The sequence below is a fragment of the Streptomyces sp. WI03-4A genome, from assembly GCF_033792105.1.
GTDB lineage: Bacteria > Actinomycetota > Actinomycetes > Streptomycetales > Streptomycetaceae > Streptomyces > Streptomyces collinus_A.
The window spans coordinates 1-24,252 of sequence record NZ_JARAUO010000065.1 but is presented as its reverse complement, the minus strand read 5'-3'; the positions used below and the strand labels follow the sequence as shown (position 1 = coordinate 24,252).

24 protein-coding genes, 1 tRNA gene and 1 other RNA gene are annotated in these 24,252 nt (G+C 67.0%); 18 read left to right on the top strand and 8 right to left on the bottom strand.

Translation table 11 applies throughout. From position 1 onward, the window contains the following. Positions 1-19: 19 nt before the first annotated feature. The gene (locus PV343_RS38100) at positions 20-385 is read left to right on the top strand and encodes a hypothetical protein (protein WP_319151627.1); all 366 of its coding nucleotides are present in this window, start codon (positions 20-22) and stop codon (positions 383-385) included. Between the two features lie 92 nt (positions 386-477). Here the strand turns inward: PV343_RS38100 and PV343_RS38095 are convergent, their stop codons facing one another. After that, on the bottom strand, positions 478-3,291 hold the full coding sequence (locus tag PV343_RS38095) for a SpoIIE family protein phosphatase (protein WP_319151626.1): 2,814 nt from the start codon (positions 3,289-3,291) through the stop codon (positions 478-480). A 448-nt stretch (positions 3,292-3,739) separates the two neighbouring features. Here PV343_RS38095 and PV343_RS38090 point away from each other — a divergent pair, with 448 nt between their 5' ends. Continuing rightward, a complete protein-coding gene (locus tag PV343_RS38090) occupies positions 3,740-4,948 on the top strand; it encodes a lipocalin-like domain-containing protein (protein ID WP_319151625.1) in 1,209 nt (402 codons plus the stop codon). 1,021 nt (positions 4,949-5,969) lie between these two features. On the opposite strand, the gene PV343_RS38080 is transcribed toward PV343_RS38090, so the two are convergent. After that, the gene (locus PV343_RS38080; protein WP_319151624.1) at positions 5,970-6,434 is read right to left on the bottom strand and encodes a very short patch repair endonuclease; all 465 of its coding nucleotides are present in this window, start codon (positions 6,432-6,434) and stop codon (positions 5,970-5,972) included. An 89-nt stretch (positions 6,435-6,523) separates the two neighbouring features. Here PV343_RS38080 and PV343_RS38075 point away from each other — a divergent pair, with 89 nt between their 5' ends. Then, positions 6,524-7,783 carry a DNA cytosine methyltransferase gene (locus PV343_RS38075; RefSeq protein WP_319151623.1) on the top strand — a complete coding sequence of 420 codons (1,260 nt, stop codon included), beginning with the start codon at positions 6,524-6,526 and terminating at the stop codon, positions 7,781-7,783. Here the strand turns inward: PV343_RS38075 and PV343_RS38070 are convergent. The 5 genes from PV343_RS38070 to PV343_RS38050 form a co-directional block, all read right to left on the bottom strand. Beyond that, a complete protein-coding gene (locus PV343_RS38070) occupies positions 7,776-8,579 on the bottom strand; it encodes an HNH endonuclease (RefSeq protein ID WP_319151622.1) in 804 nt (267 codons plus the stop codon). The two genes, PV343_RS38075 and PV343_RS38070, sit on opposite strands and share 8 nt — an antisense overlap. 173 nt (positions 8,580-8,752) lie before the next feature. Further along, positions 8,753-9,958 carry a PP_RS20740 family protein gene (locus PV343_RS38065; protein ID WP_319151621.1) on the bottom strand — a complete coding sequence of 402 codons (1,206 nt, stop codon included), beginning with the start codon at positions 9,956-9,958 and terminating at the stop codon, positions 8,753-8,755. Next, positions 9,951-11,912, bottom strand: a complete 1,962-nt coding sequence (locus PV343_RS38060; RefSeq protein ID WP_319151620.1) for an ATP-binding protein — start codon at positions 11,910-11,912, stop codon at positions 9,951-9,953. Before PV343_RS38060 ends, PV343_RS38065 begins: the two co-directional genes overlap by 8 nt. A 768-nt stretch (positions 11,913-12,680) precedes the next feature. Next, positions 12,681-13,886 (bottom strand): helix-turn-helix transcriptional regulator, encoded by a 1,206-nt coding sequence (locus PV343_RS38055; protein ID WP_319151619.1) that lies wholly within the window; start codon positions 13,884-13,886, stop codon positions 12,681-12,683. Between the two features lie 23 nt (positions 13,887-13,909). Continuing rightward, positions 13,910-14,230 (bottom strand): putative quinol monooxygenase, encoded by a 321-nt coding sequence (locus tag PV343_RS38050; RefSeq protein WP_319151618.1) that lies wholly within the window; start codon positions 14,228-14,230, stop codon positions 13,910-13,912. A gap of 190 nt (positions 14,231-14,420) precedes the next feature. Here PV343_RS38050 and PV343_RS38045 point away from each other — a divergent pair, with 190 nt between their 5' ends. The 13 genes from PV343_RS38045 to PV343_RS37985 all read left to right on the top strand — a co-directional run bounded on the left by PV343_RS38045 (position 14,421) and on the right by PV343_RS37985 (position 22,515). Next, complete coding sequence (locus PV343_RS38045; RefSeq protein ID WP_319151617.1) at positions 14,421-14,750, top strand: hypothetical protein; 330 nt, start codon at positions 14,421-14,423, stop codon at positions 14,748-14,750. A 2-nt stretch (positions 14,751-14,752) separates the two neighbouring features. Then, positions 14,753-16,093: an FtsK/SpoIIIE domain-containing protein gene (locus tag PV343_RS38040; protein ID WP_319151616.1), complete on the top strand. Its 1,341-nt coding sequence runs from the start codon at positions 14,753-14,755 to the stop codon at positions 16,091-16,093. A 74-nt stretch (positions 16,094-16,167) separates the two neighbouring features. After that, positions 16,168-16,344: a hypothetical protein gene (locus PV343_RS38035; RefSeq protein ID WP_319151615.1), complete on the top strand. Its 177-nt coding sequence runs from the start codon at positions 16,168-16,170 to the stop codon at positions 16,342-16,344. Between the two features lie 21 nt (positions 16,345-16,365). Next, entirely contained in the window at positions 16,366-17,037 is a 672-nt protein-coding gene (locus tag PV343_RS38030; RefSeq protein WP_319151614.1) for a DUF2637 domain-containing protein, read from the top strand. 18 nt (positions 17,038-17,055) lie between these two features. After that, a complete protein-coding gene (locus PV343_RS38025) occupies positions 17,056-17,244 on the top strand; it encodes a mobile element transfer protein (protein ID WP_116129402.1) in 189 nt (62 codons plus the stop codon). Positions 17,245-17,261: 17 nt separating this feature from the next. Then, positions 17,262-17,420, top strand: coding sequence for a hypothetical protein (locus tag PV343_RS38020; protein ID WP_319151613.1), 159 nt, complete (start codon positions 17,262-17,264; stop codon positions 17,418-17,420). 18 nt (positions 17,421-17,438) lie between these two features. Then, positions 17,439-17,738: a SpdD protein gene (locus PV343_RS38015; protein WP_319151612.1), complete on the top strand. Its 300-nt coding sequence runs from the start codon at positions 17,439-17,441 to the stop codon at positions 17,736-17,738. A gap of 6 nt (positions 17,739-17,744) precedes the next feature. Further along, a complete protein-coding gene (locus tag PV343_RS38010; RefSeq protein ID WP_319151611.1) occupies positions 17,745-18,293 on the top strand; it encodes a GGDEF domain-containing protein in 549 nt (182 codons plus the stop codon). Between the two features lie 92 nt (positions 18,294-18,385). Further along, the gene (locus tag PV343_RS38005) at positions 18,386-18,568 is read left to right on the top strand and encodes a hypothetical protein (protein WP_319151610.1); all 183 of its coding nucleotides are present in this window, start codon (positions 18,386-18,388) and stop codon (positions 18,566-18,568) included. 67 nt (positions 18,569-18,635) lie between these two features. Further along, positions 18,636-19,424, top strand: a complete 789-nt coding sequence (locus PV343_RS38000) for a hypothetical protein (RefSeq protein ID WP_319151609.1) — start codon at positions 18,636-18,638, stop codon at positions 19,422-19,424. Continuing rightward, positions 19,421-20,806, top strand: coding sequence for a replication initiator protein RepSA (gene repSA / locus PV343_RS37995; protein WP_319151608.1), 1,386 nt, complete (start codon positions 19,421-19,423; stop codon positions 20,804-20,806). The genes PV343_RS38000 and repSA overlap by 4 nt, the downstream gene beginning before the upstream one ends. A gap of 237 nt (positions 20,807-21,043) precedes the next feature. Then, positions 21,044-21,283 (top strand): excisionase family DNA-binding protein, encoded by a 240-nt coding sequence (locus PV343_RS37990; protein ID WP_319151607.1) that lies wholly within the window; start codon positions 21,044-21,046, stop codon positions 21,281-21,283. After that, the gene (locus tag PV343_RS37985; protein ID WP_319151606.1) at positions 21,283-22,515 is read left to right on the top strand and encodes a tyrosine-type recombinase/integrase; all 1,233 of its coding nucleotides are present in this window, start codon (positions 21,283-21,285) and stop codon (positions 22,513-22,515) included. Before PV343_RS37990 ends, PV343_RS37985 begins: the two co-directional genes overlap by 1 nt. A gap of 79 nt (positions 22,516-22,594) precedes the next feature. On the opposite strand, the gene PV343_RS37980 is transcribed toward PV343_RS37985, so the two are convergent. Continuing rightward, positions 22,595-22,682 (bottom strand) — tRNA-Ser (locus PV343_RS37980). 109 nt (positions 22,683-22,791) lie between these two features. Between PV343_RS37980 and ffs the strand changes: the two genes are divergently transcribed. Both ffs and PV343_RS37970 read left to right on the top strand, forming a co-directional pair. Beyond that, an RNA gene (ffs, locus tag PV343_RS37975) (signal recognition particle sRNA small type) lies at positions 22,792-22,888 on the top strand. Between the two features lie 69 nt (positions 22,889-22,957). Further along, positions 22,958-24,252 (top strand): DNA polymerase III subunit gamma and tau (locus PV343_RS37970; protein ID WP_319151605.1); only part of this gene is annotated, 1,295 nt, incomplete at its 3' end.

Sequence of the window (24,252 nt, the reverse complement as noted above, 5' to 3'; positions counted from 1 at the left end):
CAGCGAGGACGGCGAGGCCATGGACAGCGCGGAACTCGTCTCACGACTCCGCGAGGCCGGCGTCCCCGAGGCCTACTACGAGATCACCGGCGTCCACGAGGTGCCCATGCGGCCGGACGCCCACTACGTCATGCGCCACGAGGCGGGCGCCTGGACCGTGGGCGTACGGCAACGCTCCCAGGACGGTGCGACACGGCGTTTCGGTACCGAGGCGGAGGCCTGCGCGTACCTCTACGCGAAACTCACGGCGCTGCCCCCTCCCCCTTCGGGGGCAGCGCACCCCCTGGAAGAGCTGCTCGCGGACCCCGAGGAGATCCAGCGGCAGGCATGGCGGGACTTCGAGCGGGCGGCCCGGGCCGATCCCGAGGAGGACCCGGGCCGCTGAGCGCCGGCCCCGCGCGGCCCGGGCCCGTTCCGCCGGCGGACCCGCCGGCGAACGGCCGGGCCCGGGCGCACGGGATCACGCCCGGGCCCGGCTCACGGCTCGAAGTCGTCGAACTGCTCCAGCAGGAAGTCGACCGGCGGGGTGCCCTGGCCGACGGGCGCGCCGTCCTGCAGCGTCTGCTCCGCCCAGATGACCTTGCCGCGGGGCGTGTACCGCGTCCCCCACCGCTGGGCGAACTGCGCCACCAGGAACAGCCCCCGGCCGCCCTCGTCCGTGGTCGCCGCCCGCCGCAGGCGCGGTGAGGTGCCGCTGCCGTCCGACACCTCGCAGATCAGGCAGCGGCCGCGCAGCAGCCGTACACCGACCGGCGGCGAGCCGTACCGGATCGCGTTGGTGACCAGTTCGCTGAGGATCAGCTCCGTGGTGAACCCGGTCTCCTCCAGACCCCACTCGCGCAGCGTCCGCCGGCAGTGCGCCCGCACGGTCGGCACCAGCGCCGGGTCCGGCGGTACGGCCCACTCGGCCACGCGGGAGGGCGGGAACACCCGGGTGCGCGCCGTCAGCAGGGCGATGTCGTCCAGGGAGGGCGAGGGCTCCAGGGTGTCGATCACCGCCTGGCACGTCTCCTCCGGCGTGCGGTCGCCCGACCCCTCGAGCGCCCGGCGCAGCCGCTTCATCCCGTAGTCGATCCCGTGAGCGCGGTTCTCCACCAGCCCGTCGGTGTACAGCACCAGCTGGGAGCCCGCCGGCAGGCGCACTTCGGCGGTCTCGAAGGGGTAGCCGCCCAGCCCGAGCGGCGCCGAGGCGGGCACGCCGGGGCAGCTCACCGTCCCGTCCGGGCTCACCACCACCGGTTCGGGGTGCCCGGCGCGGGCCATCGTGCAGACGCCCGTCACCGGGTCGTAGACGGCGTACAGACAGGTCGCCCCGGTCACCCCCACGCCCTCGTGGTCCGCGGCGGCGTCCCCGGTGTTCTCCTCGTTGTCCATGCGGACGACCAGGTCGTCCAGATTGCCCAGCACCTCGTCCACGGGCAGGTCGAGGGTGGAGAAGTTGTGCACCGCGGTGCGCAGCCTGCCCATCGTCGCCGCCGCGTGCAGCCCGTGCCCGACGACGTCGCCCATCACCAGCGCCACCCGGGCGCCCGGCAGCGGGATGACGTCGAACCAGTCCCCGCCCACCCCCGCCTCGGCGGGCAGGTACCGCCAGGCCACCTCGAGCGCGTCCTGCTCCGGCTGGCCGCGCGGCAGCAGGCTGCGCTGGAGCGTCACCGCCATCGCGTGCTCGCGGGTGAACCTGCGGGCGTTGTCGAGCGCCACCGCCGCCCGCGCGGCCAGTTCCTCGGCGAAGGCGAGGTCCTCCGGCTCGAAGGGCGGGGAGTCCGCCCTCCGGTAGAAGCTCGCCACGCCCAGCGGCACGTCACGCGCCCGCAGCGGCACGGTCACCAGCGAGCGCAGTCCGCCCGCCAGGGCCCCGCGGGCGCGCTCCGGGTCCTGCTCCCGCCAGCCGGGCGCCTCCCGCAGATCCGTCTCCAGCACGCCCCGGGCGTCCCGCAGCGTCCGCATCTGCGGGGCGCCCGGGGCGAACGTGATGACCTCGCCCACCGGGTACGTCGGCACGCCCCCCTGCTCGCCGCCGATCGCCGCCCGGCGCAGATGCCGCCAGCCCTCCGCGGTCGGCTCCCAGCCCCGCAGCACCGCGTCGAGCAGGTCCACCGTCACCAGGTCGGCGAACTGCGGTGCCGCCACGTCGGTCAGCTCCTGGGCGGTGCGCCCCACGTCGAGCGTCGTCCCGATCCCCGTCCCGGCCTCGTACAGCAGCTTCAGTCGGTCCCGGGCGACGTCGGCCCGCCCGGAGACCACCGCCAGCTCGGTGGAGTCCCGCAGGGTCACGACGCTGCCGCCCGGGCCGCCCCGCGGGTACGTCGGCCGCTTGTTCACCATCAGCAGCCGGTCACCGGCGAGGTGCACCTCGTCGCTGGCCGGTTCCGGCGACGCCAGCAGGCGCAGGACCGGCTCGGGCAGTCCCGCCTGAGCCACCGGCCGCCCCACCACGTCGGCGGGCAGCGAGAGCAGCCGCGTAGCCTCGTCGTTGGCCAGCAGCAGCCGCCCCTCGGGGTCGGTGATCAGCACGCCCTCCCGGACGGCGTGCAAAACCGCCTCGTGGTGCTCGTAGAGCTGCGCCAGCTCCGTCGGGGCGAGGCCGCGGGTCTGCCGCCGCAGCCGCCGGGAGACCAGCCTGGTGCCCGCCGTGGCGAGGATCAGCGCGGCCGCGCCGCACCCCAGGATGATCGGCAGCTGCGGTATCCACAGCTCCGACACGTTGCGGACCGTGATGCCGGCGGAGACCAGTCCGACGACCTTGTCGTGCGGGCCGTACACCGGGACCACGGCCTGCACGGCGGTCCCGCGGCCCGCGGGCAGCGGCGGCCCGCCGGCCTGCTCGATCACGGTCCGGCCGTGCAGCGCGGGACCGATGTTTCCGACGAACTTCTTACCGATCTCCCGCGGATAGGGGTACGTGTAGCGGATCCCCTCCGGGTTCATGGCGACGACGAAGTCCACCCCCGCGCGTTTGCGCGCCGCCTCGGCCCGCGGCTGCAGCACCGCCGTCGGGTCCGGGCTCCGCAGGGCGTCGGCCACCCCGGGGGAGCTGGCGAAGGTCTGGGCCGCGACGACCGACTCCCGCCGTCCCTGCTGCAGCGCGTCGGACGCCGCCTGCAGCACCATGGCCGCCACCGCCCCCAGGACCAGCAGCACCACGACGACGACCTGGAGGAGGAACACCTGGCCCGCGGCGCTGTGCAGATCCAGCAGGGAGGCACGGCCCGGCGACTGGCTCCGCGGCCGGCTTCCCGCGGGCGGACGACGCTCCGGGCCGCCGGGGCGCCCGGAAAATTCCTCCATACGTCCTTGATAACACCGCGAGGTGTGACGGGAGTCATGGCGGGGCCGTTCACCTGCGTTCACGCCTGTACGGGCGTTCATCCGTGCTGGGCTTCCAGTCCCCGATGAACGCCGATGGCCGTCGTCGAATGAGACGGAAACTGAGACGGGCTGGCTGTCTGCCCGGGCTGCCGATCGGGGCGCCTGTTCGAGATGCCGTGAACGCACCACCGTCATACAGTCACGGCATACATCACACACGGTAATGCCTGGTCACCTTCGGTGACTGGCATGGTGGCCGGAGGGACAGCGCATGAACGCGAGCGGGGAGACGCCGTCGGCCCACAGCGCCCCGGAAGGCGAGCCCGCTATGGGCGACGCCACCGGTGCGGCCCCCAGTCGGCGTCGCGTCCTGTTCTCGGGACTGGCGGTTGCGGCCGCCGCGCCATTGGCAGGGTGCAGCTCCGTCATGGCGGAGGGCGAGGCCAGCGGTCAGTCCACCGGGGCGTCGTCGCATGCGTCCAGCGACCGGATCGCCACCAAATCGGCCCAGGCCCTCTACACCCTCCCGCAGGACCACAAGTGGCACGGTGGCCCGTTCTACGACACCGGCGAGCTGGAGGAGTGGCACTACTGGACCGGGTACGTCACCGACAAGGACACCGGCGAAGATTTCGGGCTTTTCTACAACGTCTTTCACGAGGGTGTCTCGCCCGGCAAGTACCAGTACCGCCCGTACTTCTCGCTGGGCAACCTCAAGACGCACGACTTCGTGTGGACGGCCGACACCCTGACCGCGCCGCTGACGGCCATCGCTCCGCCACAGTCCACCTCCCGCGACGACTTCCAGTACAGCGTCTCGCAGAGCGGTACGACCTTCACGACCGTCTACCGCGCCTCCCCCGACACCTGGAACCTGCACTTCAAGAGTCAGGCCAAGAACGTCAAGCAGCCCATCACCATGGACCTGGAGACCAAGACGCAGAGCCCCTACGGCTACACACCCATGACGCCCTTCGGCGTCGAGAACGAGAACACGCCTTGGCAGGGCAAGGCCGACCCGCAGACGATGCGGTCGCTGTCCTACTACTACGGCGCTCCCAAGCAGAACGTCACCGGAACCGTCACTATCGGCGACCAGACACGGCACCTCACCGGATCGCTGTGGATGGAGCACCAGTGGGGCAACTTCGGGATTTCGAAACAGCCGTGGGGCACGGCCTACGTGTGGTCGGCGATCCAGTTCAACGACGGCTCGATCTTCACGTTCCGCCAGTGGTACGACCAGCAGAACAAGCCGTTGTTGAACATCGGCCGCTACATGCACGGAACCCCGAACGCCAACCCCGAGTACGGGTTCGGAGAGGCGGTCCAGTGGGTCCCGCTGCAGACCTGGAAGTCACCGGTCTCCGGACGTAACTACCCCGTGTATGCGCGTCTGTCCACACCCTACGGGACGTGGTACTACACCCCGATCTTCGAGTCCTACGAGATGCCGCTCGGCTACAAGCCCTATGGCACCAGCGGCATCACCCTCTACGAGGGAGCCTCTTGGATCCGCAAAGACTCCCTCACCGGCCCGATCATCGGCAAGGCGTTCCTCGAACTGCCCACCAACCTCACCAAGAGCTTCCCCGAGATGCCATCCCAGCAGCCAAAACCGAGCGGCAGCTCCTAGTGGTCGCCAAGGGACGAGGTCGCCGGCCGGGCTGGAGCGGGGCGAAGGCAGGAGCGCAGGCCCGGCCGGGGGCCCGGGCCGCGCGCGGTGAGCGGAGCGCACCAAGCCGCGAGCCGGGCGGCGCACCATCGGCCTGCCCGACCCGCTGATCAAGATTCTGCGCCGGCACCAGGAAGCTCAGGAGCTGGAGCGGATCGCGGCTGGCGTCGACTGGGAGGGCAAGGGCCACGTCTTCGCCTCGCCGACCGGCGGGCCGCTGAGCCCCAACACTGACTTCCACGTCTGGAAGCGCCTGCTTCGGGACGCCGGTGTGCGGGACGGCCGTCTCCACGGGTTGGGAGCCCGGGGGAGCGGCCCGGATGCGCGCTCGCTGCATGCATGTGACGGGGATCATGCTCCGCAGAGTCCCCCAGCAGGTCGGTGAGGCGCTTTGGGAGCTGCCCGGGTCCGAGGAAAAACCGACTGAGACGGAAACCGAGACGGAGAACGTCGAAGGGCCCCACCGCGAACGGTGGGGCCCTTCGACATCGTGCCCGGTGAGGCACTGGCGGAGGATACGAGATTCGAACTCGTGAGGGGTTGCCCCCAACACGCTTTCCAAGTGTGCTCGTCTCCCTCAGAGTGGCGTACGGAGCCGTTCACCTGCGTCTACGTGGGCTCGTCGTCCTGAAGCTCGATCTGCCCCCGTACTCGTCTGGACGGGGCGGTACGCCTGCGAATGAGACCAGAACTGAGACCAGGGCCGGGACCTGCTTCGTACGGCCGAGGAAAACTGATCACAACCGACCTGCACTCCTGACCTGCGCTGCCACCTGCTGTTTGCGACGGCGGCCGGGGCATAGGAGGCTCTGTTCCATGCTCAGGGAACCTATCCAGCTGACGATCGCAGAAGACGGCTCGGTCGCTCTTCCCCTCGGGGTACTCGCCGAGGCAGGGCTATCGCCCGGGAGCTCCGTGCTGGCCTACAGCAATGGTGACGGCCGGATAGTTCTGCGCAGGGAAGAGGACGCGGTACAGGACCTCATCGAGTTCGGGCGCCTCGACTAGCCGGGGCAGCGGCGTCGACAACCGAGATGATGCGCTCCACGGCTTCCTCTGGAGCCTCGTGCTCCCACACGCGGACAACCGCCCACCCTGCGGCTGTCAGGGCCTCATCGGCGGCCCTGTCCCGCGCCACGTTGCGCTCTAGCTTCGGCCCCCAGTAGCCGCCGTTCACACCAGGCTGCCGACCATGCTCGGGGCAGCAGTGCCAGAAGCACCCATCCACGAAGACCGCCACCTGGGCGCGGGTGAAGACGATGTCTGGCCGCGGCCGCGCACCCTCCAGCAGCAGGCGGACATCCACGCGGTACCGCTTCCCCGCAGCGTGAAGCAGGGAGCGGATAGTTCGCTCCGGCTTGGTGTCCCGCCGCTTGATCGCGGCCATGTTGCGCGAGCGGCCGGGAGTCGGCGGCGTCGACGTTGCGGGGTCACTGTTGAGGGCCATCGCTTACACCGTAGCCAACACTGTCAGACCCTCGGTGTTTGATGCGTCAGGATGGTAGACCTGTGCAATCACGACCTGGAGGTACGAGCGTGGCTGATCTGACGGCCGTGGAGATCTGCGCGGGCGCTGGCGGCCAGTCGCTCGGCCTGGAGCTTGCAGGGTTCGAGCATGCGCTCGCCGTCGAGCTCGATGAGAACGCAGTGAACACGCTCAAGAAGAACCGCCCGGACTGGGACGTGCGGCACGGGGACGTGGCTGACGAGGGGGTCTGGAACCCCAAGAAGTTTTCCGACATCGACCTGCTCGCGGGCGGGGTCCCTTGCCCTCCGTTCTCCATCGCTGGCAAGCAGCTTGGTGCCACAGACGAGCGTGACCTTTTCGCCTGGGCCGTCGAACTTGCCGGAAGGATGCAGCCGAGGGCTGTCCTCTTGGAGAACGTGCGAGGGCTCTCAATGCCACGCTTCTCCGCGTACCGCCAGCACGTGAAGGACCGGCTGAAGGAACTTGGTTACTGGTCCGACTGGAAGCTGCTGCACGCTAGTGACTACGGCGTACCGCAACTGCGCCCCCGTTTCGTCCTGGTTGCGCTGCGCAACGAAGATGCTCCGTGGTTCGAGTGGCCTGAAGAGACGCCCTACGACGGCACGGTAGGAACAGCACTATTTGATCTCATGAAGGCAAAGGACTGGCCGGGCGCTGAAAGGTGGAGGGACAAGGCGAAGGGAATTGCCCCTACCATCGTGGGCGGCTCCAAGAAACATGGCGGAGCGGATCTCGGACCGACTCGCGCTAAGGCTGCCTGGCGCGCCCTCCACGTGGACGCGATGGGCGTCTCCGACGAGCCGCCGAACGAGTCGCACCCTGTTGACTTCATTCCCAAGCTCACGACAGAAATGGTTGCACGTATCCAGGGTTGGGGTGAGGAACCGGAGTATGCCTGGGAATTCACGGGACGGAAGACGACGAGGTATAGGCAGATTGGCAATGCCTTCCCTCCGCCAGTAGCTAAGGCGGTTGCTACCTCGATTGCCGACGCGTTGAACCGAAAGGGTCAGCCGAAGGATATTTCAGAGGTAGAGGACGAAGTCATGCACGACAGGCTCTACCTGGCCTTGAAGAATGCCTCAGCTCCACTCACGGAGAAGGAGCTGGTGAAGCTGGCCGGAGAGAAGATTGATTCCCCGGCCTTCGAGCGCCGTATGGCCATGCTTGCTAGGGACTTCGTGATCGACGAAGACGACCAGCTTGGCGGTCGTGCGTACCGGCTCGCGGGCTTCAAGGGTTTCATAGGGCAGGAAGACCACGAGCGGCACGTACGCTTCGCTGAATCGCGTTCTCGTATCAGCTAGTTACCCCAAGGCGCTTGGCGAGGTGATCGATTAGCGCCGCCCGGTCACCGTGGGACAGCTTCCGCGCACGGTCGTAGGCCTGGTCCACCCTTGACCGGGGGCGTTCACCTTTCCGTAGCCAGTTAAAGAGCTCGCCCGCCTCCTTGCTGGTGAGCCGCTTCAACCCGGCAAGGACTTCGTCGTACTGTTCGGGATCGGGCATTTCATCCCGAACAGTCTCGTTGCAGCGGGAACACTCAACTCGCCAGTTGTCGATGTCATCCCGAGCGCCGCGGGACTTAAGCCGCTCCTGCGGTACTAGATGGCCGATGGTGAGTCTGACCTTCGTCCCAGGCTCCCCGGGGTACTCCTCGTCAACGCCCGCTCCGCAGATCCTGCAGCGGGAGCCGTCACGCTCCATCACGAACCTGCGAACCCGAGCACTTGGAGCGAACTTCTCATACTTGGCCCGCTCGCTGTCGATCCACAACCTTCCCCCCTTGACCTCCAGGCGGTACTCGTCGTGGGCGAGGCTAGCGTCGTTTCGCTGCGAGGGGATGCCCCAGTCGCATTTCCGCAGTTCGCGCAGTCTCCGGTTCAGGTGCTCCGAGCTTTCGGCTATGTCAGGTCCAAGAGCGGCGCGTAGCTCCCGCATCGTGAACGTGTCGCCCACGTCCTTCTTGAACCAGAGCCAGGCCGCCAATCGGCACTCTTGGCCAAACCGCTGCTTCTTTGTGCCTGGCCGGATCGAGAGCTCCCACCACGGGGTTCCGTCGGGAGCTCTCGACTCATCACGTTGGTTGGAATCCGTCGACATGTAGGAGATTATTGCCGGCTTAGTGGATCTTCGACTAGGGAATCTCGCATCTGTGCTCTGTTGTGAAGTACCCCGGACGTCCCGTGTGCCTTCGATCACGACGGACAGCGGCACTGGGGATGACGACTGCGAGCAAGATCCCAAGATCACTTCGGTAGCCGCGGTTCCTCATGCTACGAAGTCGCGTCAAGGCCCTCTTGCTGGATGGCCCATGTTCGATACTCAACTGGGTCGTATCCAGCCGATCCCAGGAGTGCGGAAGACTCGCCTATGCATCGCTCGAACTCTTCGGCCTGGGTTCGGAGTAGTGCGTCCACGCGAGTACGTTTGCTGACTCGCTCAGGAACGATGGCCGATTGCTCACACTGCCTCTCGGCCTGCGATGGTGATGCGTTGAAGGGTTGTCCAAGCTCGTGTGGATCCGGAGGCAGGACGACTTCTCTTTTGAGTCGAATTGCCAGCGATACAATATCGTCTTCACCAACACCAAGCCCAGTACGGTATGTCATAAAGCTCCGCACTGAGGCTTTCAATTCGAAAGAAATTGCATTAGAGATTATCCATTGAGTTAGGCCCAGCATGAAGGCCTCGCTCGTGTCAACAACTTGAGGCACCAGAACAGGCGCATCGCCTTCTTGCACGCCCCAGGCATCGGCGAACGCAGCAGAATACCCTAGGCACGTATCATGGATCTCTTGCGCCAATCGGAGCAACGTCTCCTTCACTTCTTCGGCGACATTGTCATCGTCCATTCGTGTCGTGATGAAGAGAAGGAAGGGCTCATCGAAGCGTGCTTGATTGTGAAGTATCGCTCGCAGGGCTGTGAAGTAGTTTGGTACGCCTTGATCCTTCTCACGACCCGCGAATCCACCACACAAGTCAATGTTGATCGCATGAAACGGCGCGTCTCGCTTCATCCGCTGGTAAGGGACGGATCGGGTGTCTGCCACTCGGCGGAAGTCCCCAGCGAAAACTTCCGACTGGCGCTGGATCCAATCCATTCGGTTGATGGAAAACTGTGCGCCATCCAGTTCGGGCTGATCCTCTGCTGTTGGGATAGCGGCGGAATTAAACCCGAGGTACCGTAGTTCGATCTGTTGGGGTGCGCAGATTGTTTCTGCTATCTGGCGGATATCGAGCAAGTCATTGCCCGGCAATGTCAAGTAGCGGATTTCGCTGAGCTCACCCTTAGTGCGTTTCAGGTCACGGGCAAGGTTACTGATTTCACGGCACCATTGAGCTCTTCGCACGTACTGCTTACGCGGCCGATGCCAAGGCTGGAACTTGCGTTCCTTCCTCTTCGGAAAAGGCACTGGTCCTCCGCCAAGCAAAGCTCGGAGGTCATCCGAATCATCAGCGCCTGTCACTTCTTCAGCCAAGGTTATCAGCTTCCATGATGCCGAGGATGGACCCAAGCAGGTTTTCCTGCTCCTTCGGGGCTAGCTGCTCAAGAACCCCATAAACGGACAAGACTTTCGTAATCGCTTCGAGTTTGCGTACAGCACCGCGACTTGGTGGTGTCGGAGGCCGATGCGGGATCTCTTCGATGATTCGGTCGAGGTCGAAGGACTGGGTGATTCCATCACTTGCTGGCCTGAGTGTCTGGTTACCACCCATGAAGCGAATGTCTGGGATTACTCCTTCGCCGTCGGTTCGAAGCGAATTCGCAGACTCGACGATACTGCTGATGCGGTCTTCCGACTCACGCGTGGCAGAACTTCGGGCTGCCGCACGGAGCTGTTGTGCTTGGCGTTTTTGCGCTGTCGCTAGTTGACGCAATGCGTTGTGAAGCCACCGCGTAAGGATGACCGTGTGCGGGTGAGCCGTATTAAAGCTCTCACGGTCAATGTTGAGAGCGGCTTCGAGTCCCTCCTTTACGAAGATTTCGCACGTGATTTGTCGCAATCGAGTCAGCTCTGAGACTTGATAGTTGAGGAAGGTCGAATCAAAAAGAGTACCGCTAGCCCCGTGGATTCGAACGAGGACACCCTGATGCTCGGTAGGTGCTACCTTGGGTGTCCAGAAGAGATACGCCTCAAATTCGAGAGGCCCAGCACTAACGTCACGATCGAATCCCTTAAATTCCTGCCGCATCGATCCAACGAATACCATCGGCTTCTTTAGCGCATGTTGCGTTGTCGGAAGGCCCCGGTATTTTAGTGGTCGACTTAGCTGAACTCCGTCTACAAGGATCGTGAAATCGGTACAGTCGGCCTCGGTCGGCGGAAGACCGGCAAGTTCTCGCACAGTGATGTCGGGATCATCGCTTTGGAGTTGTTGAGCCGTACCTCTAGGGTCGTTCGCGAGTTTATAAAAGTACGCCCAGTCATCGGCGACACTTTCATCAAGGACGCTTCGTTCAAAATACGGGAGTGGCAATGCGAGAGCGAGGCTCCAAAGCATTTGCAAGTATGTGTCAAAGATTTCGGTCAACTTCACAGCGGTACGGCCTCGCACGAATGACCAAACGCTGTTCACCATCTTAGAGAATGCTTCTTGCGGATTGTCTAGTTCATTCCATGGGAGACTGAGAAACTCCAGCTGGTTTCTAGGGTCTTCTTCGAGCCGAAGACCCTGGGGATCGAGATGGCCGATATGGTAGGTGGGAATGGTGGTGCGGCTCTTTGCTTCCGCCCCCTCGCTCAGTGGATTGCTGAGAGCGCCCCATGATTGCTCGCTGCGCAATGTGTCCCTAGTCTGGGGGCGTATAGCTGTCAGGACAATCGTGGTGCCGTGCGCCTCGGTATCTTCAGCCGGCTCCATCCAAACCTGGTAGTGCCCTGCTTTATATTCCCCTGAATCGCTCTCAGCCGGACCATCAGCGAACTGGCGCAAGTTGACCAGCACGACCGTGCGATATGGATCACCTGCGGTTTTCGTGATAATTTGAAAACTGTGAGTAAGCTGCGACACGGAAAATATGCCGATTCCAAGCTTACCGATTAGCTTACGGCCGCCGGGGCTTGTATTTGGATCGGACGCTGAGGCAATACCAAGCTCCTGACCTTCCTCGGTCCTTTTGGCGCTTCCGCCGATATTGTGGAGCAGGTGAATAACTGCCTCTGGCGTCATTCCGGTGCCGTCGTCTTCGACGGTGATGCGGCTGAAATTTGGTGCATCGGTCTTAACTGACACCCATGTCGCATCTGCGTCATACGCATTTGCGATTAGTTCCCTGAGGGCCGAGCCAGGTTGACGGTAGATTCCGTCCGTGACGCGAGCAATAACGCGGTCGTTTGTAGTTAGTTCCGACTCGATTGGTTCAGCCTGGTTGGCTTCCCGGCGGAGTTGGCTAGCGATTTCCCGATCCCGCTCTTTGTGCGATGGACCCATCGTAAGCCCATGCCTTCCTTTCTGCATTCCTGGCTTAGGGAGCGCCGTCTATTAGGGCGTGGCAGTCTGCCTGGCAAATAGGCATGTCAACGGCTCAATCGGTCCCATTAGTGTGCCCTTCAGGCTGTGGCGGAGTCAGTGTAGGGACTTCTGCTGGCGTGCGATGGGGAGTTCGGGAAGTCAGTCGTTCCTCGCTTAGTGTCCGCGCCCTGCCTGAGTGTCAGGGTGCCTCTGAAGCTATCCTCGACGGCGCGCGGTCGTACCTTTTGACCCCATTGGGGTTCATGTCTATCTGAATCGCCCTTTGATCATGCCTCCCTGATCCACGTTGACGGCATCCGGCCCGTGTACAGAGATCATGGCTGCCCACCGATGTTCGGGCGTACTCCTTCGGCCCACCGCAGACAGCGTGGCCGCTAGTGGGGATGGCCGCGGTGCACGCGGTCGGTGTAGCGACTTTGGCCTGGAGCTGCTTTGGCGCGAGTGATCATGGCCCCGTAAGCTTCCGGCGCGTCGGGCAGTCTGTGGACCTGCCCGGTAAAGCACGACGTTGGGGCCATGATCTGCGAGGCTCGCGCCAAAGTGGCTGGCTAAAGTCGTGGAGCCGACCGCCCCAGCCACAGAGGGTGTCTCTCAATTCTTGCCCGCAGTCGCTGAGCGCGCCGCCGGGCGCGGCCAGCCGGGGCGGAGACAGGAGGCAGGCCGCGCCCGGCGGCGCGCGCCCGCGCTGTGCGCGGGCCTTGATGAGGTAGAGAAACCTGTAACAGCTCAGCTCACGCCGCTTCGATCGGCAAGCTCTCGGAGGGCCTCGGGTACGCGTCGGCCCGACAGTTGGATCAGGTCGCGAATGATCTCGCGGGCCATGTGGTGATCGCGAATCTGTTCCGGGGCGAGGACTTCGGCGTCCAACAGAGCGGCGGTTGCCTCGCCCACATGTCGGCGCTGCGCATGGGCTCGGGCAACGTCGAGCAGGAAGCGGGCTTGACGCTCGGATGAAAGCCCACTGGCGTCGACTGCTGCCGCGATCTCCAGTGCCAGCCCAGCGTCCCCCAGCTCCACGGCTGTGCTGACCGCGTGAAGCCTGACGTTCGTCGGGCCGAACTCGGTGTCGAAGTCATTCCGGTCCTCGCCCAGGCGTGCGGCGATTGCTTCCGCTCGATTGAGGTGAACCTGCGTCTCAGACCGGTTGCCCTCTCGTGCGTTGATGACGGCGAGCACGAGGTTCATGGCCCCGAGAAGTGACAGTTCCTCTGGTGAGCAATCGGGGTTCTCTGCCCGTGGGTCCAGGACGCCGACCGCAGACTTTGCAGCTTGCTCGGCCTGGTCCATGTGCTGTTGCCGCATGAACGCGTGAGCCATGCGAAAGAGGCTGGCCACCACCTCAAGGGGTTGGTCGGCCATCTCAGCCGCTTGCAGGGCGCGGTCCGCGGCTACCCATGCGGCATCCGCCTGGTCCTGCCGTGTGAAGCTGGCGGCGGCTGCCTGGTAGCCGCGGGCCCTGAGTGAGTGCAATTCGATGCGATCGGCTGCCGGCGCGCGTCGTACGGCGACTTCGATCTCGGGCAGCAATTTGGCAAGGTGATCACTCAAGGCCGCGAAGCTCGATGCGTGCACGTACTCCCACGCTTGGTCAACGAGGTGGCGGAAGTCAGCGAGCGTGGGCGCCGGGGAACTCGGTCCGTTGTCAAAGAGGCTGCCCAAGGCGGGATGGCCTGTGAGGGCGACGCGCAGGCCGTCGAGATCGTTGCTCTCCGGCTCGTGAGTTTCGTCTAGCGGCTCTGCTGGGGACGGAGCGGCGTCGGGGCGGATTTCCCGTACCGAGACGCCCAGTGCATCGGCGAGGCCTTGAAGGATCGCCAGGCGTTCAACGGGCTGCACGCCACGCTCGACCTGGGACACCCAGCTCTCGGATCGCCCCATGGCAGTGGCAAGGTCGGCCTGCGACATGCCAGCTGCCCGGCGCAGTTCCTTCACTCGCTGTCCAGTAGTGGGAGTGCTCACTTCGAGGCCTCGCGCGGGTACTTTCCGGCGTACGGCTCAAGGAAGTCCACGTCAGTCTTCTCGATGTACTGCGTGCGCTCGCTCAGGAATCGCAGGGTGTGCGGCTGGCGCTCGTGCTCCTCGAACGCAGCCCGATCGGCGTAGATCTCGAAGAAGATCCGCTCATTGGGAGCTCCCTCGACCGTGTGGCAGGCGTAGACCAGCGTCCCCGGCTCGTGCGCCCGGATCCCCGCTTCTGTCTCCTTCACCAGGGCGTCAAACGCATCGCCCATGCCGTCTCGCAGAGTGAAGCGGACAAAGAGAGCAAAATTTGCCATAACTCCTCCTTCTTCTCGTGGCAGTCTCGCAGAAGTGGAGTTTTGCTGCTAGTCGCAGCTTTTCTGTTGACCCGCAGAAAAACTGCGAGTAGCTTCGAGACTGTCAGAGAACAAGGCACCCCGGACTGCGTGCATCCGCCAAGATCACACCGCAGTCCGGGGCTCATCCCGCAAGGGGAGGACTTCCATAATGCCGTCCTTCAAGATCGACACATCGACTGCCGTGGTGTTCGTGGCGACCGCGCCGACGCCGAAGCTGGCCAACGCCAAGACCGGTGAGCGGGCGATGGACCGGGAGACCGGTGCGGCCCTGTCCACGGTGGGCCTGCTGGTCTCGGACGAGGGGGAGGGGAACCTCTACCAGGTGACCGTCCCGGAGACGGGCTACCCGGAGGGTCTGACGCCGGGGATGCCAGTGCGGGTGACGGGGCTGAAGGCCCGTGACTGGGAGAACACCTTCAACGGCGAGAAGCGGCACGGGATCTCGTTCCGTGCCATCGCGATCACCCCGATGGCCTGATCATGGGTGACCTGACGATGTGGCTGGAGGCCACGGCCGGGTTATCCGCCGCCGGTGGTGTCGGCTATGCGAAGGTGCGGGCGCCGCGCGCGTACTGGGCGCTGGTCGGGATGCCGGTGACGCTGGCCCGGTTCGGGTTCTCCTACCGGGCCACGATGGACGTGTGCGGGCTGACGGTGCGGCCGTCGGGTCTGCGGGCGTTCGTGACCCGCAACGTCGCCCGGCGTGAGGTGCAGCCGGTTCCGCCGAAGATCCGCCAGGTGCGGGGCACCTCGACGGGCCTGCGGGTGACGCTGCGGCTTCCGGCTGGCCTGGAGCCCGCCGACGTGGCTGCCGCCTCGGAACGGCTGCGGCACGCCTGGGGCGTGTACTCGGTGACCGTGGTGGAGACGAAGCCGGGCTTCGTGGAACTGCGGATGACCGGCTACGACGTGCTGCGCCGGGTCCGGATGCCCCGCCAGGCTGAGCCGCGCGACATGATCGTGCCGGTCGCTCTGCGGGAGGACGGGACCGCGTTCGAGCGGGACTACCGCAAGGCTCCGATGGCACTCACCCTCGGCGCGAACCAGTCCGGCAAGTCCATGTACCAACGGAACCTGATCAAGGGACTGGCCCAACTGCCGGTCGCCCTGGTCGGCGTGGACTGCAAACGCGGTGTCGAGCAGGCGCGCTATGCGCCGCGGTTGTCGGCCCTGGTCACCACTGCGGACGATGCCGCTTCGCTGTTCGGCGTGCTGGTCGCGGAGATGGAAGACCGCTTCGACCTGCTGAGCCAGCACGGCGTCTCAGACATCTGGGAGCTCCCGGACCACCTTCGGCCGGTGCCCGTGGTCGTGCTGGTGGACGAGATCGCGGAACTGTTCCTGATCTCCTCAAGGAAGGACGAGGAACGCCGGGAACGGATCGTGACCGCGCTGATCCGGCTCGCGCAGATGGCCCGCGCGGCCGGCATCTATCTGGAGATCTGCGGGCAGCGTTTCGGCTCCGAGTTGGGCAAGGGCGCCACCATGCTCCGCGCCCAGCTCACCGGCCGGGTCGTCCACCGCGTCAACGACAAGCAGACCGCCGAAATGGGCCTCGCCGACGTCGCCCCGGACGCTGTCCCGGCCGCGAGCCTGATCCCGATGGAACGCCCCGGTACCGCCGTCGCAGCGGACACCTCCGGCGGCTGGTCGAAGATCCGCACCCCGGCCCTCTCCCGTGACGAAGTCATCGCCGCGTGCCGGACCTTCGCCCACCTGGTCCCGGACCTGCCGTTCCTCGAACCCTTCCGCCCCTACGTGCCCGCTGAGGCGCCGGTGGAGGGTCCGTCGCTGGTCAAGCCGCGTCCGGTCACGGAATAACACCCCCGTTCCACGGTCGGCGTGACCGTTCCGCGCCAGGTCCCTACCCCCGCCATGCCTGCTGGAGGAATGCCATGGCCCCACGACGCAAGACCACTGCTCCCAAGCCCGCGACCAAGCCGTGCCCGGACTGCCAGGGCGGGCAGACCTCGGAGTCCTTCCAGGTCGGCGGCCGACGCAAGCGCGTGAGCGACGACCGACAGCAGGCCCTGTGCCTGACCTGCCTCGGCACCGGCCACGCCCCCGACTGACCTCAAAGGGAGGTGCCAGAGATGCCTCGATCCCTCGCCCGCCCCGACGCCGTACTGATCCAAGCCGTGATCGCCGGCGCCCTGTCCTTCGCCCACCTGCACGACCTGGCCCTTGCGGCGGGCCAGTCCGGGTGGAAGGCGTGGGCCTACCCGGTCTCCGTCGACCTGCTGTTGGTCGCGGCCTGGCGCCGACTGCGATCCGCACGGCGTGACCGCTCGGCCTGGACCTGGTTCGTCATCGCCCTGGGCGCCTCGCTCGGCGCGAACATCGCCACCGCCGGACTCCTCGACCTGCACCACGTACCCGCCTGGCTGCGCATCCTCGTGGCGGGCTGGCCCGCCCTCGCCTTCCTCGGCGGCACCCTGCTCGTCCACTCACCCGCCGATCCGGCCCCCGCGCCGCTCACGTCGGAGGCCGAGAAACCGACCGTGCCGGAAGTCGAAGTACATCGCACCGACGAACCACCCCGCACGGCAGCTCCCGAACTGACTCCCGTGCCCGCACCTGCACCCGTAAAGCCCGCGGCCGCTACCCCGGTCGTCCCGGTGGCCCTGCTCGATCACGCCCGCAAGCTCGCCGAAGCCCACCAGGCCACCACCGGCTCCCCGATGCCCGCCGACACGCTCTCGGCCCGCCTCGGCCTGCCCGAGGACATGACCCGCGCGATCACCGCACAACTCCAGCTCACCTGACCGAAAGGAGGTTCGCTCGTGTCCGCCTATCGCCGCTTTCGCAACGTGATCCGCATTGGTCCCGTGCAGGTCGGCACGTCCTATGACGGCCGTGGCCGCGAGACGCACACCGCCGCCTGCACCGCTCCCGGCTGCGGCTTCGACGCCGACTACTCCACCCGCGCGGGCGCCGAACTCGCCGCCCGCACCCACCGCTGCCGGGCCTGACAAAGGAGACCCCCGTCATGGACGTTCCGCTCTGGCTGGCCGTGGCCGTCATCGGCTACCTCGGCATCAAGCTCGCCCGCCCCTCGTGGTGGCTCGTGGCCGTGCTCCTCCTCGGCGGCTACCTCATCGCCCACAGCTTCCTCGGCCCCGTCGTCGGATCCCTCATCAACCACTGACCCGAAGGGAGAACCACCGTGCTCACCCCGAAGTACCCGCCCCAGGACACCTCGCCCCCGGCCTCCGCGCAGGCTCAGGCCACTGCCGCACCGGTCCCGGCCCCGGTCGCACCCGCGCCGCCGGTCTCCACCCGGCCGACCGTCCAGCTCACCCCGGGCAGCGCGCTCGCCCTGGCCGCTGGTGGTGGCGCCGTGGTCCTGGTCGTCGGCGCGGTCCTGGTCTCGCTGCTCCTGGCCGTCGCCATCACCGGCGTCTCCGTCGCCGTGGTTGCCATCGTCCTGCGCCTGCTCGTCAAAGACCTCCAGCAGGGGCGGTGATCCTGGATGGACACGAACCTCATCGCCGCCGGGTTACCGGCCCTGGGCTGGACCGTCCACGGGGGAGTGCTCCTGCGCCGTCTGGCCACCGCCCGGCGAGACCCGCTGACCGGCCTGCACACCCGCGCCGGATGGACCGCCCGCGCCGAACGCCTGCTCTCCAAGCACACGGGCGCCCTGGTCCTCCTCGTCGACCTGGACGACTTCAAGGCCACCAACGACACCCACGGCCACGCCGCCGGTGACACGGTGCTCATCGCGACCGCCCGTCGGCTGAACGACTGGTGCGGACGCCACGGCATCGCCGCCCGCCTCGGCGGAGACGAGTTCGCCGCCCTCGTCACCGACCCCGCCCACACCCCCGGCCTCCGCGCCCTCCAGGCCGCCCTGGACCAGCCCACCAAGCACCACGGGCACACCCTGCCGGTCTCGGCCTCGGTCGGCTTCTGCCACCGCCGGGACCTCCCCGTCCCGGCCCTCACCGACGCCCTGTCGGCGGCCGACGCCTCGATGTACGCGGCCAAGGGCCACGGCAGGCGCAACACCCGCCCATGACGGCCCCCGGAGCGGCCTCTCTCGCCAAAGATCCGCCGCTCCGGGCGCCTTCCCACCTTCCAGATCCAACGGACCCGAAAGGGAAGCTCATCATGCCCCAGCACATCCCGAGCCTGCGCGTCTGCCGAGACTGCGACGGCTTCGCCACCGTCGCCATCACGACCGGTACCCGCTACGCCGACGGCACCCGCGCCACCCTCACCGTGGCCTGCCCGGCCTGCAAGGGCACCGGCCACACCACCCCCGCCGCCGACCTGGCCCGCGTGGGGCGGTGACCGCCGTGACGCTCCTGGACTGGCGTTCCACCGACCACTTCGACCACACCCCGGTGCGGGGGGAGCAGTGAGGTTCTACCTGACCACCCATAAGCGTCACTGGGTCCGGCTCACGCAGGTGCCGTTGTTCCTGAAGTCCGAGCACTTCACCAGCGCTGCGAAACTGCACCCCGCACTCGGCCGGTACGCGATCGATTCCGGCGGCTTCACGGAGCTCCAGCGGTACGGCCGGTGGACGCGCACCCCACGCCAGTACGTGCAGGATCTGCGGCGCATCTGGGAGTGCGTCGGCCCCTACGACTGGGCTGCCCCGCAGGACTGGATGTGCGAGGACCTCATCATTCACGGCGGGACGGCAGGCCCGCTCACCTTTGCCGGCACCCACCTCAGCGTGCGCGAACACCAGCGGCGCACGGTCGCCAACTTCATCGAGCTCCGCTCGCTCGCCCCTGACCTGCGTATCGCCCCGGTCGTGCAGGGCAACACGGTGGCGGACTACGAGCACTGCCTGACCCTCTACGACCGCGCCGGGGTCAACCTCGCCGCGGAACCGGTCGTCGGCCTCGGCTCCGTCTGCCGCCGCCAGTCCACCCGCGAGGGCGCCGAGATCGTCACCGCCCTAGCTGCGCACGGCCTTCGCAACCTGCACGGTTTCGGCTTCAAGACCCTCGGCCTGGGCAAGGTCGGCCACCTGCTGGCCTCCTCCGACAGCGCGGCCTGGAGCTACCACGCCCGCCGCCGCCCGCCCCTTGCCGGGCACACCCACAAGAACTGCGCCAACTGCCTGGACTACGCCCTGAGCTGGCGCACCCGCGTCCTGGCCGGGCTCCCCGCACAGATGGGAGCTCCCGCGTGACCGACGCCGCCACCATGGCGGGCCTGGACCCGGCCACCCTCGCCGACGTGCTGAGGCTGGCCGGGTCGTACGGCTTCGACCTTCTCCAAGAGCAGATCCGACGTACGGGCGGCTGCACCGACCCGATCCGCCTGATGGGCTCGACCGTCACCCGCGACGCGGCCACCGGACACGTCCTGCACTCTTACTCGACCGACACCGAACCCGGCGGCGTCCTCCGCGTGGCCTGCGGCAACCGGCGGGCCTCCCGCTGCCCGGCCTGCGCCTGGACCTACGCCGGGGACACCTACCACCTCATCCGCGCCGGTCTCGTCGGTGACCCCGCCAAAGGCACCCCCGAGACGATCCGGGACCACCCGCGCGTCTTCGCCACCCTGACCGCGCCGTCCTTCGGCCCGGTCCACAACCGGCCCGGCAACCGGCCCTGCCGCTGCGGCACCCACCATCAGGAGGACGCCCCCGAACTGGGCACCCCGCTCGACGCTGACACCTACGACTACGCGGGCGCCGTGTTGTGGAACAACCACGCCTCCGACCTGTGGCGCTACTTCACGATCTACCTGCGTCGCGAGATCGCCAAGCGGGCTGGTCTCACACAGAAGGACGCCCGGGAGCAGTCGCGGGTCTCCTTCGGCAAGGTCGCGGAGTACCAGAAGCGCGGTGCGGTGCACTTCCACGCCGTGATCCGCTTCGATGGCCCTGAGGGACCCGACAGCCCGCCCCCGGCCTGGGCCACCGGCGAACTCCTCGACGGGGCGATCCGCGCCGCTGCCGCTCGCGTGGTGGTCGACGTTCCCCCGGCCGGGGACCAGCCCGCCCGCACCCTCAGGTGGGGCGAGCAGATCGACGTACGCCCGATCCGGGCCTTCGGGGACGGTGCCGAGATCACCGAACAGGCTGTCGCCTCCTACGTCGCGAAGTACGCCACCAAGGCCGCCGAGACGACCGGCACGGTAGACCGCCGCATCGGCAACGAAGAGGCCCTGGCCCTCCTCGACGTGCCCGACCACCCGGCCCGGCTCATCGCCGCCTGTCTCGACCTCCACCCGCTCTACCCCGAGCGGAAGTTACGCGATTGGGCTCACATGCTTGGATTCCGCGGCCACTTCTCCACCAAGTCGCGCCGCTACTCCACCACCCTCGGTGAGCTGCGCCAGGTCCGCGCCGACTACCGCGCCGCCCAGCAACGTGCCGCCCTCGGCCTGCCCGACCCCGACGACGAAGAAGCCACCACGCTCACCCTCGCCCACTGGACGTATGCCGGTCACGGCCACACTCCCGGTGAATCTTGGCTCGCCGCCAACATCCGCCGGGACAACGACCACAACCGCCAGATCGCTCGCGAAGAACTGGCCGCCTCGGCAGGATCCGCGGATGCGTGAACGCCTGCGACACGTGCCGGGTTCCGACTGCCCGGTGTGCCATGAACTGCCCTGCGTTAACTGCGCTGACTGTTGGGCCGCCTTCGTCGCTGACGAGTGGACGGCCTGCCTGGAGTGCGGCGGCTCCGGACGGCATTCGACCGAGCCGCGCTTTCCGTGCCCCATCTGCGCTGGCTCCAAGCTCGTGCCGGCCCGCCCGGTCTTGATCTTGCTCGGTTTGAACCCCAAGGAGGAGAAGTGACCACCGCCGCAGCCACACTCGCCCCAACGACCGCTGATCCGACGCTCATCCTCCTCACTGTCGAGGAAGCAGCCCGTCGACTGGGCATCGGCCGTACTACGTGCTTCGCGCTCATCGCCTCGGGCGAACTGGAGTCGGTCAAGGTCGGCAGTCTCCGCCGTATTCCGGCGGATGCGCTCGCCGTGTACGTCACTCGTCTGCGTGGCGCCTCTGCTGCCTCGGTAGCGGGTGCGTGATGGAGAAGCGGAGCCGTGAGCCGAATGGGGCGGCCTCAATCTACAAGGGCGCCGATGGCCGGTGGCACGGTCGTGTAAGCGTAGGTGTCCGTGCGGATGGCAAAGCCGATCGGCGGCACGTCAGCCGCAAGACCAAGGCCGAAGTCGTCAAAGCCGTCAGGGAGATCGAGCGCAGGCGCGACGCAGGAAACCTCAGCAAGCCAGGCGAGAAGTGGACCCTTGCGGGCTGGCTGGAGCACTGGGTGCACGAGATCGCGCAGAAGTACGTCTCCGAGAACACGTACGCCGGGTACGAGGTGGACGTACGGGTGCACCTAGTCCCGGGTATCGGCGCTCACCGGCTTGACCGTCTGGAACCGGAGCACTTGGAAGCGTTCTACGCCGCGATGCAATACGAGGGCAGCAAGGCCGGGACAGCGCATCACGTGCACCGCACCGTGCGGGTGGCGCTTGCCGAAGCCAGGCGGCGCGGGCACGTCTCCCGCAACGTCGCCGAGATCGCCCGTGCTCCTCGGCTCGAAGAGGAGGAGGTGGAGCCATACACCATCGAGGAGGTGCAAAGCCTGCTCCTGGAGGCCTCCAAGCTCCGTAACAGCGCGCGCTGGGTCGTGGCCCTCGCCCTCGGTCTCCGCCAAGGGGAAGCACTCGGGCTCCAGTGGGATGACGTCGATCTGGATGCCGGGTACGTGCGCATCCGGCGAAACCGGCTCCGGCCCAGGTACCAGCACGGCTGCCAGAACGAGTCGTGCGGCAGGAAGCCGGGGTACTGCCCCAAGCGGGAGCAGATCCGCCGCGAGCACAAGAGCACGAAGTCACGCTCTGGTCGCCGGACGGTCGGTCTACCTGACCCGCTGATCAAGCTGCTCCGCAAGCACAGGGAGGAGCAGGACCGGGAGCGTGCTGAAGCCGGAGCCGACTGGGAGGACAAAGGCTACGTCTTCACGTTGCCGACTGGGGGGCCTCTGAGCCCGAACACCGACTACCACGTGTGGAAGCGGCTTCTGCGGGACGCGGGTGTGCGGGATGGACGCCTTCATGACGCTCGCCACACGGCGGCCACAGTCCTCCTCGTGCTTGGTGTCCCAGACGTCATCGTAGACGCGATCATGGGCTGGGAGCCGGGCGGCGCCGCGCGGATGCGGGCTCGCTACATGCATGTGACAGGGCTCATGCTCCGGAAGGTCGCGGATCAGGTCGGCGAGAAGCTGTGGGGCTCGTCCGGAGGCAATTGAGACCAAAACTGAGACCACGCACGTCGAAGGGCCCCACTGCGAACAGTGGGGCCCTTCGACATCGTGCCCGGTGAGGCACTGGCGGAGGATACGAGATTCGAACTCGTGAGGGGTTGCCCCCAACACGCTTTCCAAGCGTGCGCCCTAGGCCTCTAGGCGAATCCTCCGCCGGAAACATTACATGACCGAGGGGAGTGCTCGCGAACTCGTTCCCGCAGGCCCGCATCGGGTGCCGAGCGCGGTACTGACCCCGGGCCGGGATCGGGTACTGTGGGGCACAGCCCCTCACGCGGCGCTATCTGACTGAACTCCCCCAGGGCCGGAAGGCAGCAAGGGTAGGTCGGCTCTGGCGGGTGCGTGGGGGGCCCTTGCGTTTCCGGGGCTCTTCCCCGGGCTCTCTGGGCGGAGCCCGTTGTCAGTGGACGCCATTAACCTCGTATGCGTGTCGTCTCTCGCGCTGTACCGCCGCTATCGCCCGGAGACCTTTGCCGAGGTCATCGGGCAGGAGCATGTCACCGACCCGCTGCAGCAGGCGCTGCGGAACAACCGGGTCAATCACGCGTACCTGTTCAGCGGTCCGCGCGGCTGCGGCAAGACGACCAGCGCGCGCATCCTGGCCCGCTGCCTGAACTGCGAGCAGGGCCCCACCCCCACGCCCTGCGGCGAGTGCCAGTCCTGCCGCGACCTGGCGCGCAACGGCCCGGGCTCCATCGACGTCATCGAGATCGACGCGGCCTCCCACGGTGGTGTGGACGACGCCCGTGAGCTGCGCGAGAAGGCATTCTTCGGGCCCGCGAGCAGCCGGTACAAGATCTACATCATCGACGAGGCCCACATGGTCACGTCGGCCGGCTTCAACGCCCTGCTGAAGGTCGTCGAGGAGCCGCCGGAGCACCTCAAGTTCATCTTCGCGACCACGGAGCCCGAGAAGGTCATCGGCACCATCCGGTCGCGCACCCACCACTACCCGTTCCGGCTCGTGCCGCCCGGCACCCTCCGGGACTACCTGGGCGAGGTGTGCGGCCGGGAGGACATCCCCGTCGAGGAGGGCGTGCTGCCGCTCGTCGTCCGGGCCGGCGCCGGTTCCGTACGTGACTCCATGTCCGTCATGGACCAGCTCCTCGCCGGCGCCCGGGAGGAGGGTGTGACCTATGCCATGGCCACCTCGCTCCTCGGCTACACCGACGGCTCCCTGCTGGACTCCGTCGTCGAGGCCTTCGCCACCGGTGACGGCGCCGCCGCCTTCGAGGTCGTCGACCGCGTCATCGAGGGGGGCAACGACCCGCGGCGGTTCGTCGCCGACCTGCTGGAGCGGCTGCGGGACCTGGTGATCCTGGCCGCGGTCCCGGACGCCGTCGACAAGGGGCTCATCGACGCCCCGGCGGACGTCCTGGACCGCATGCAGGCCCAGGCCGGCACGTTCGGAGCCGCCGAGCTGAGCCGCGCCGCCGACCTGGTCAACGAGGGCCTCACCGAGATGCGCGGCGCCACGTCGCCCCGCCTCCAGCTCGAACTCATCTGCGCGCGGGTGATGCTCCCCGCCGCCTACGGCGACGAGCGGTCCGTGATGGCCCGCCTGGACCGCCTGGAGCGTGGCGTCGGCTTCGCCGGTGGGGCCGGTGCGCCCGCCATGGGGTACGCCCCCGGGCCCGAGGCCCACGCCGGTCCGGCCCAGGGCGGCGTGCCGGTGCCGCCGGGCGGTGGCCCGGCCGCCGCACGCGCGGCCGTACGCGGCCC

Coding starts and splice junctions, on each gene's coding strand:
- PV343_RS38100 (WP_319151627.1), top strand. CDS start 20: ATGGACAGCGCGGAACTCGTCTCACGACTCCGCGAGGCCGGCGTCCCC.
- PV343_RS38095 (WP_319151626.1), bottom strand. CDS start 3,291: ATGGAGGAATTTTCCGGGCGCCCCGGCGGCCCGGAGCGTCGTCCGCCC.
- PV343_RS38090 (WP_319151625.1), top strand. CDS start 3,740: ATGGCGGAGGGCGAGGCCAGCGGTCAGTCCACCGGGGCGTCGTCGCAT.
- PV343_RS38080 (WP_319151624.1), bottom strand. CDS start 6,434: ATGGCCCTCAACAGTGACCCCGCAACGTCGACGCCGCCGACTCCCGGC.
- PV343_RS38070 (WP_319151622.1), bottom strand. CDS start 8,579: ATGTCGACGGATTCCAACCAACGTGATGAGTCGAGAGCTCCCGACGGA.
- PV343_RS38060 (WP_319151620.1), bottom strand. CDS start 11,912: ATGGGTCCATCGCACAAAGAGCGGGATCGGGAAATCGCTAGCCAACTC.
- PV343_RS38050 (WP_319151618.1), bottom strand. CDS start 14,230: ATGGCAAATTTTGCTCTCTTTGTCCGCTTCACTCTGCGAGACGGCATG.
- PV343_RS38045 (WP_319151617.1), top strand. CDS start 14,421: ATGCCGTCCTTCAAGATCGACACATCGACTGCCGTGGTGTTCGTGGCG.
- PV343_RS38040 (WP_319151616.1), top strand. CDS start 14,753: ATGGGTGACCTGACGATGTGGCTGGAGGCCACGGCCGGGTTATCCGCC.
- PV343_RS38035 (WP_319151615.1), top strand. CDS start 16,168: ATGGCCCCACGACGCAAGACCACTGCTCCCAAGCCCGCGACCAAGCCG.
- PV343_RS38030 (WP_319151614.1), top strand. CDS start 16,366: ATGCCTCGATCCCTCGCCCGCCCCGACGCCGTACTGATCCAAGCCGTG.
- PV343_RS38020 (WP_319151613.1), top strand. CDS start 17,262: ATGGACGTTCCGCTCTGGCTGGCCGTGGCCGTCATCGGCTACCTCGGC.
- PV343_RS38010 (WP_319151611.1), top strand. CDS start 17,745: ATGGACACGAACCTCATCGCCGCCGGGTTACCGGCCCTGGGCTGGACC.
- PV343_RS38005 (WP_319151610.1), top strand. CDS start 18,386: ATGCCCCAGCACATCCCGAGCCTGCGCGTCTGCCGAGACTGCGACGGC.
- PV343_RS37985 (WP_319151606.1), top strand. CDS start 21,283: ATGGAGAAGCGGAGCCGTGAGCCGAATGGGGCGGCCTCAATCTACAAG.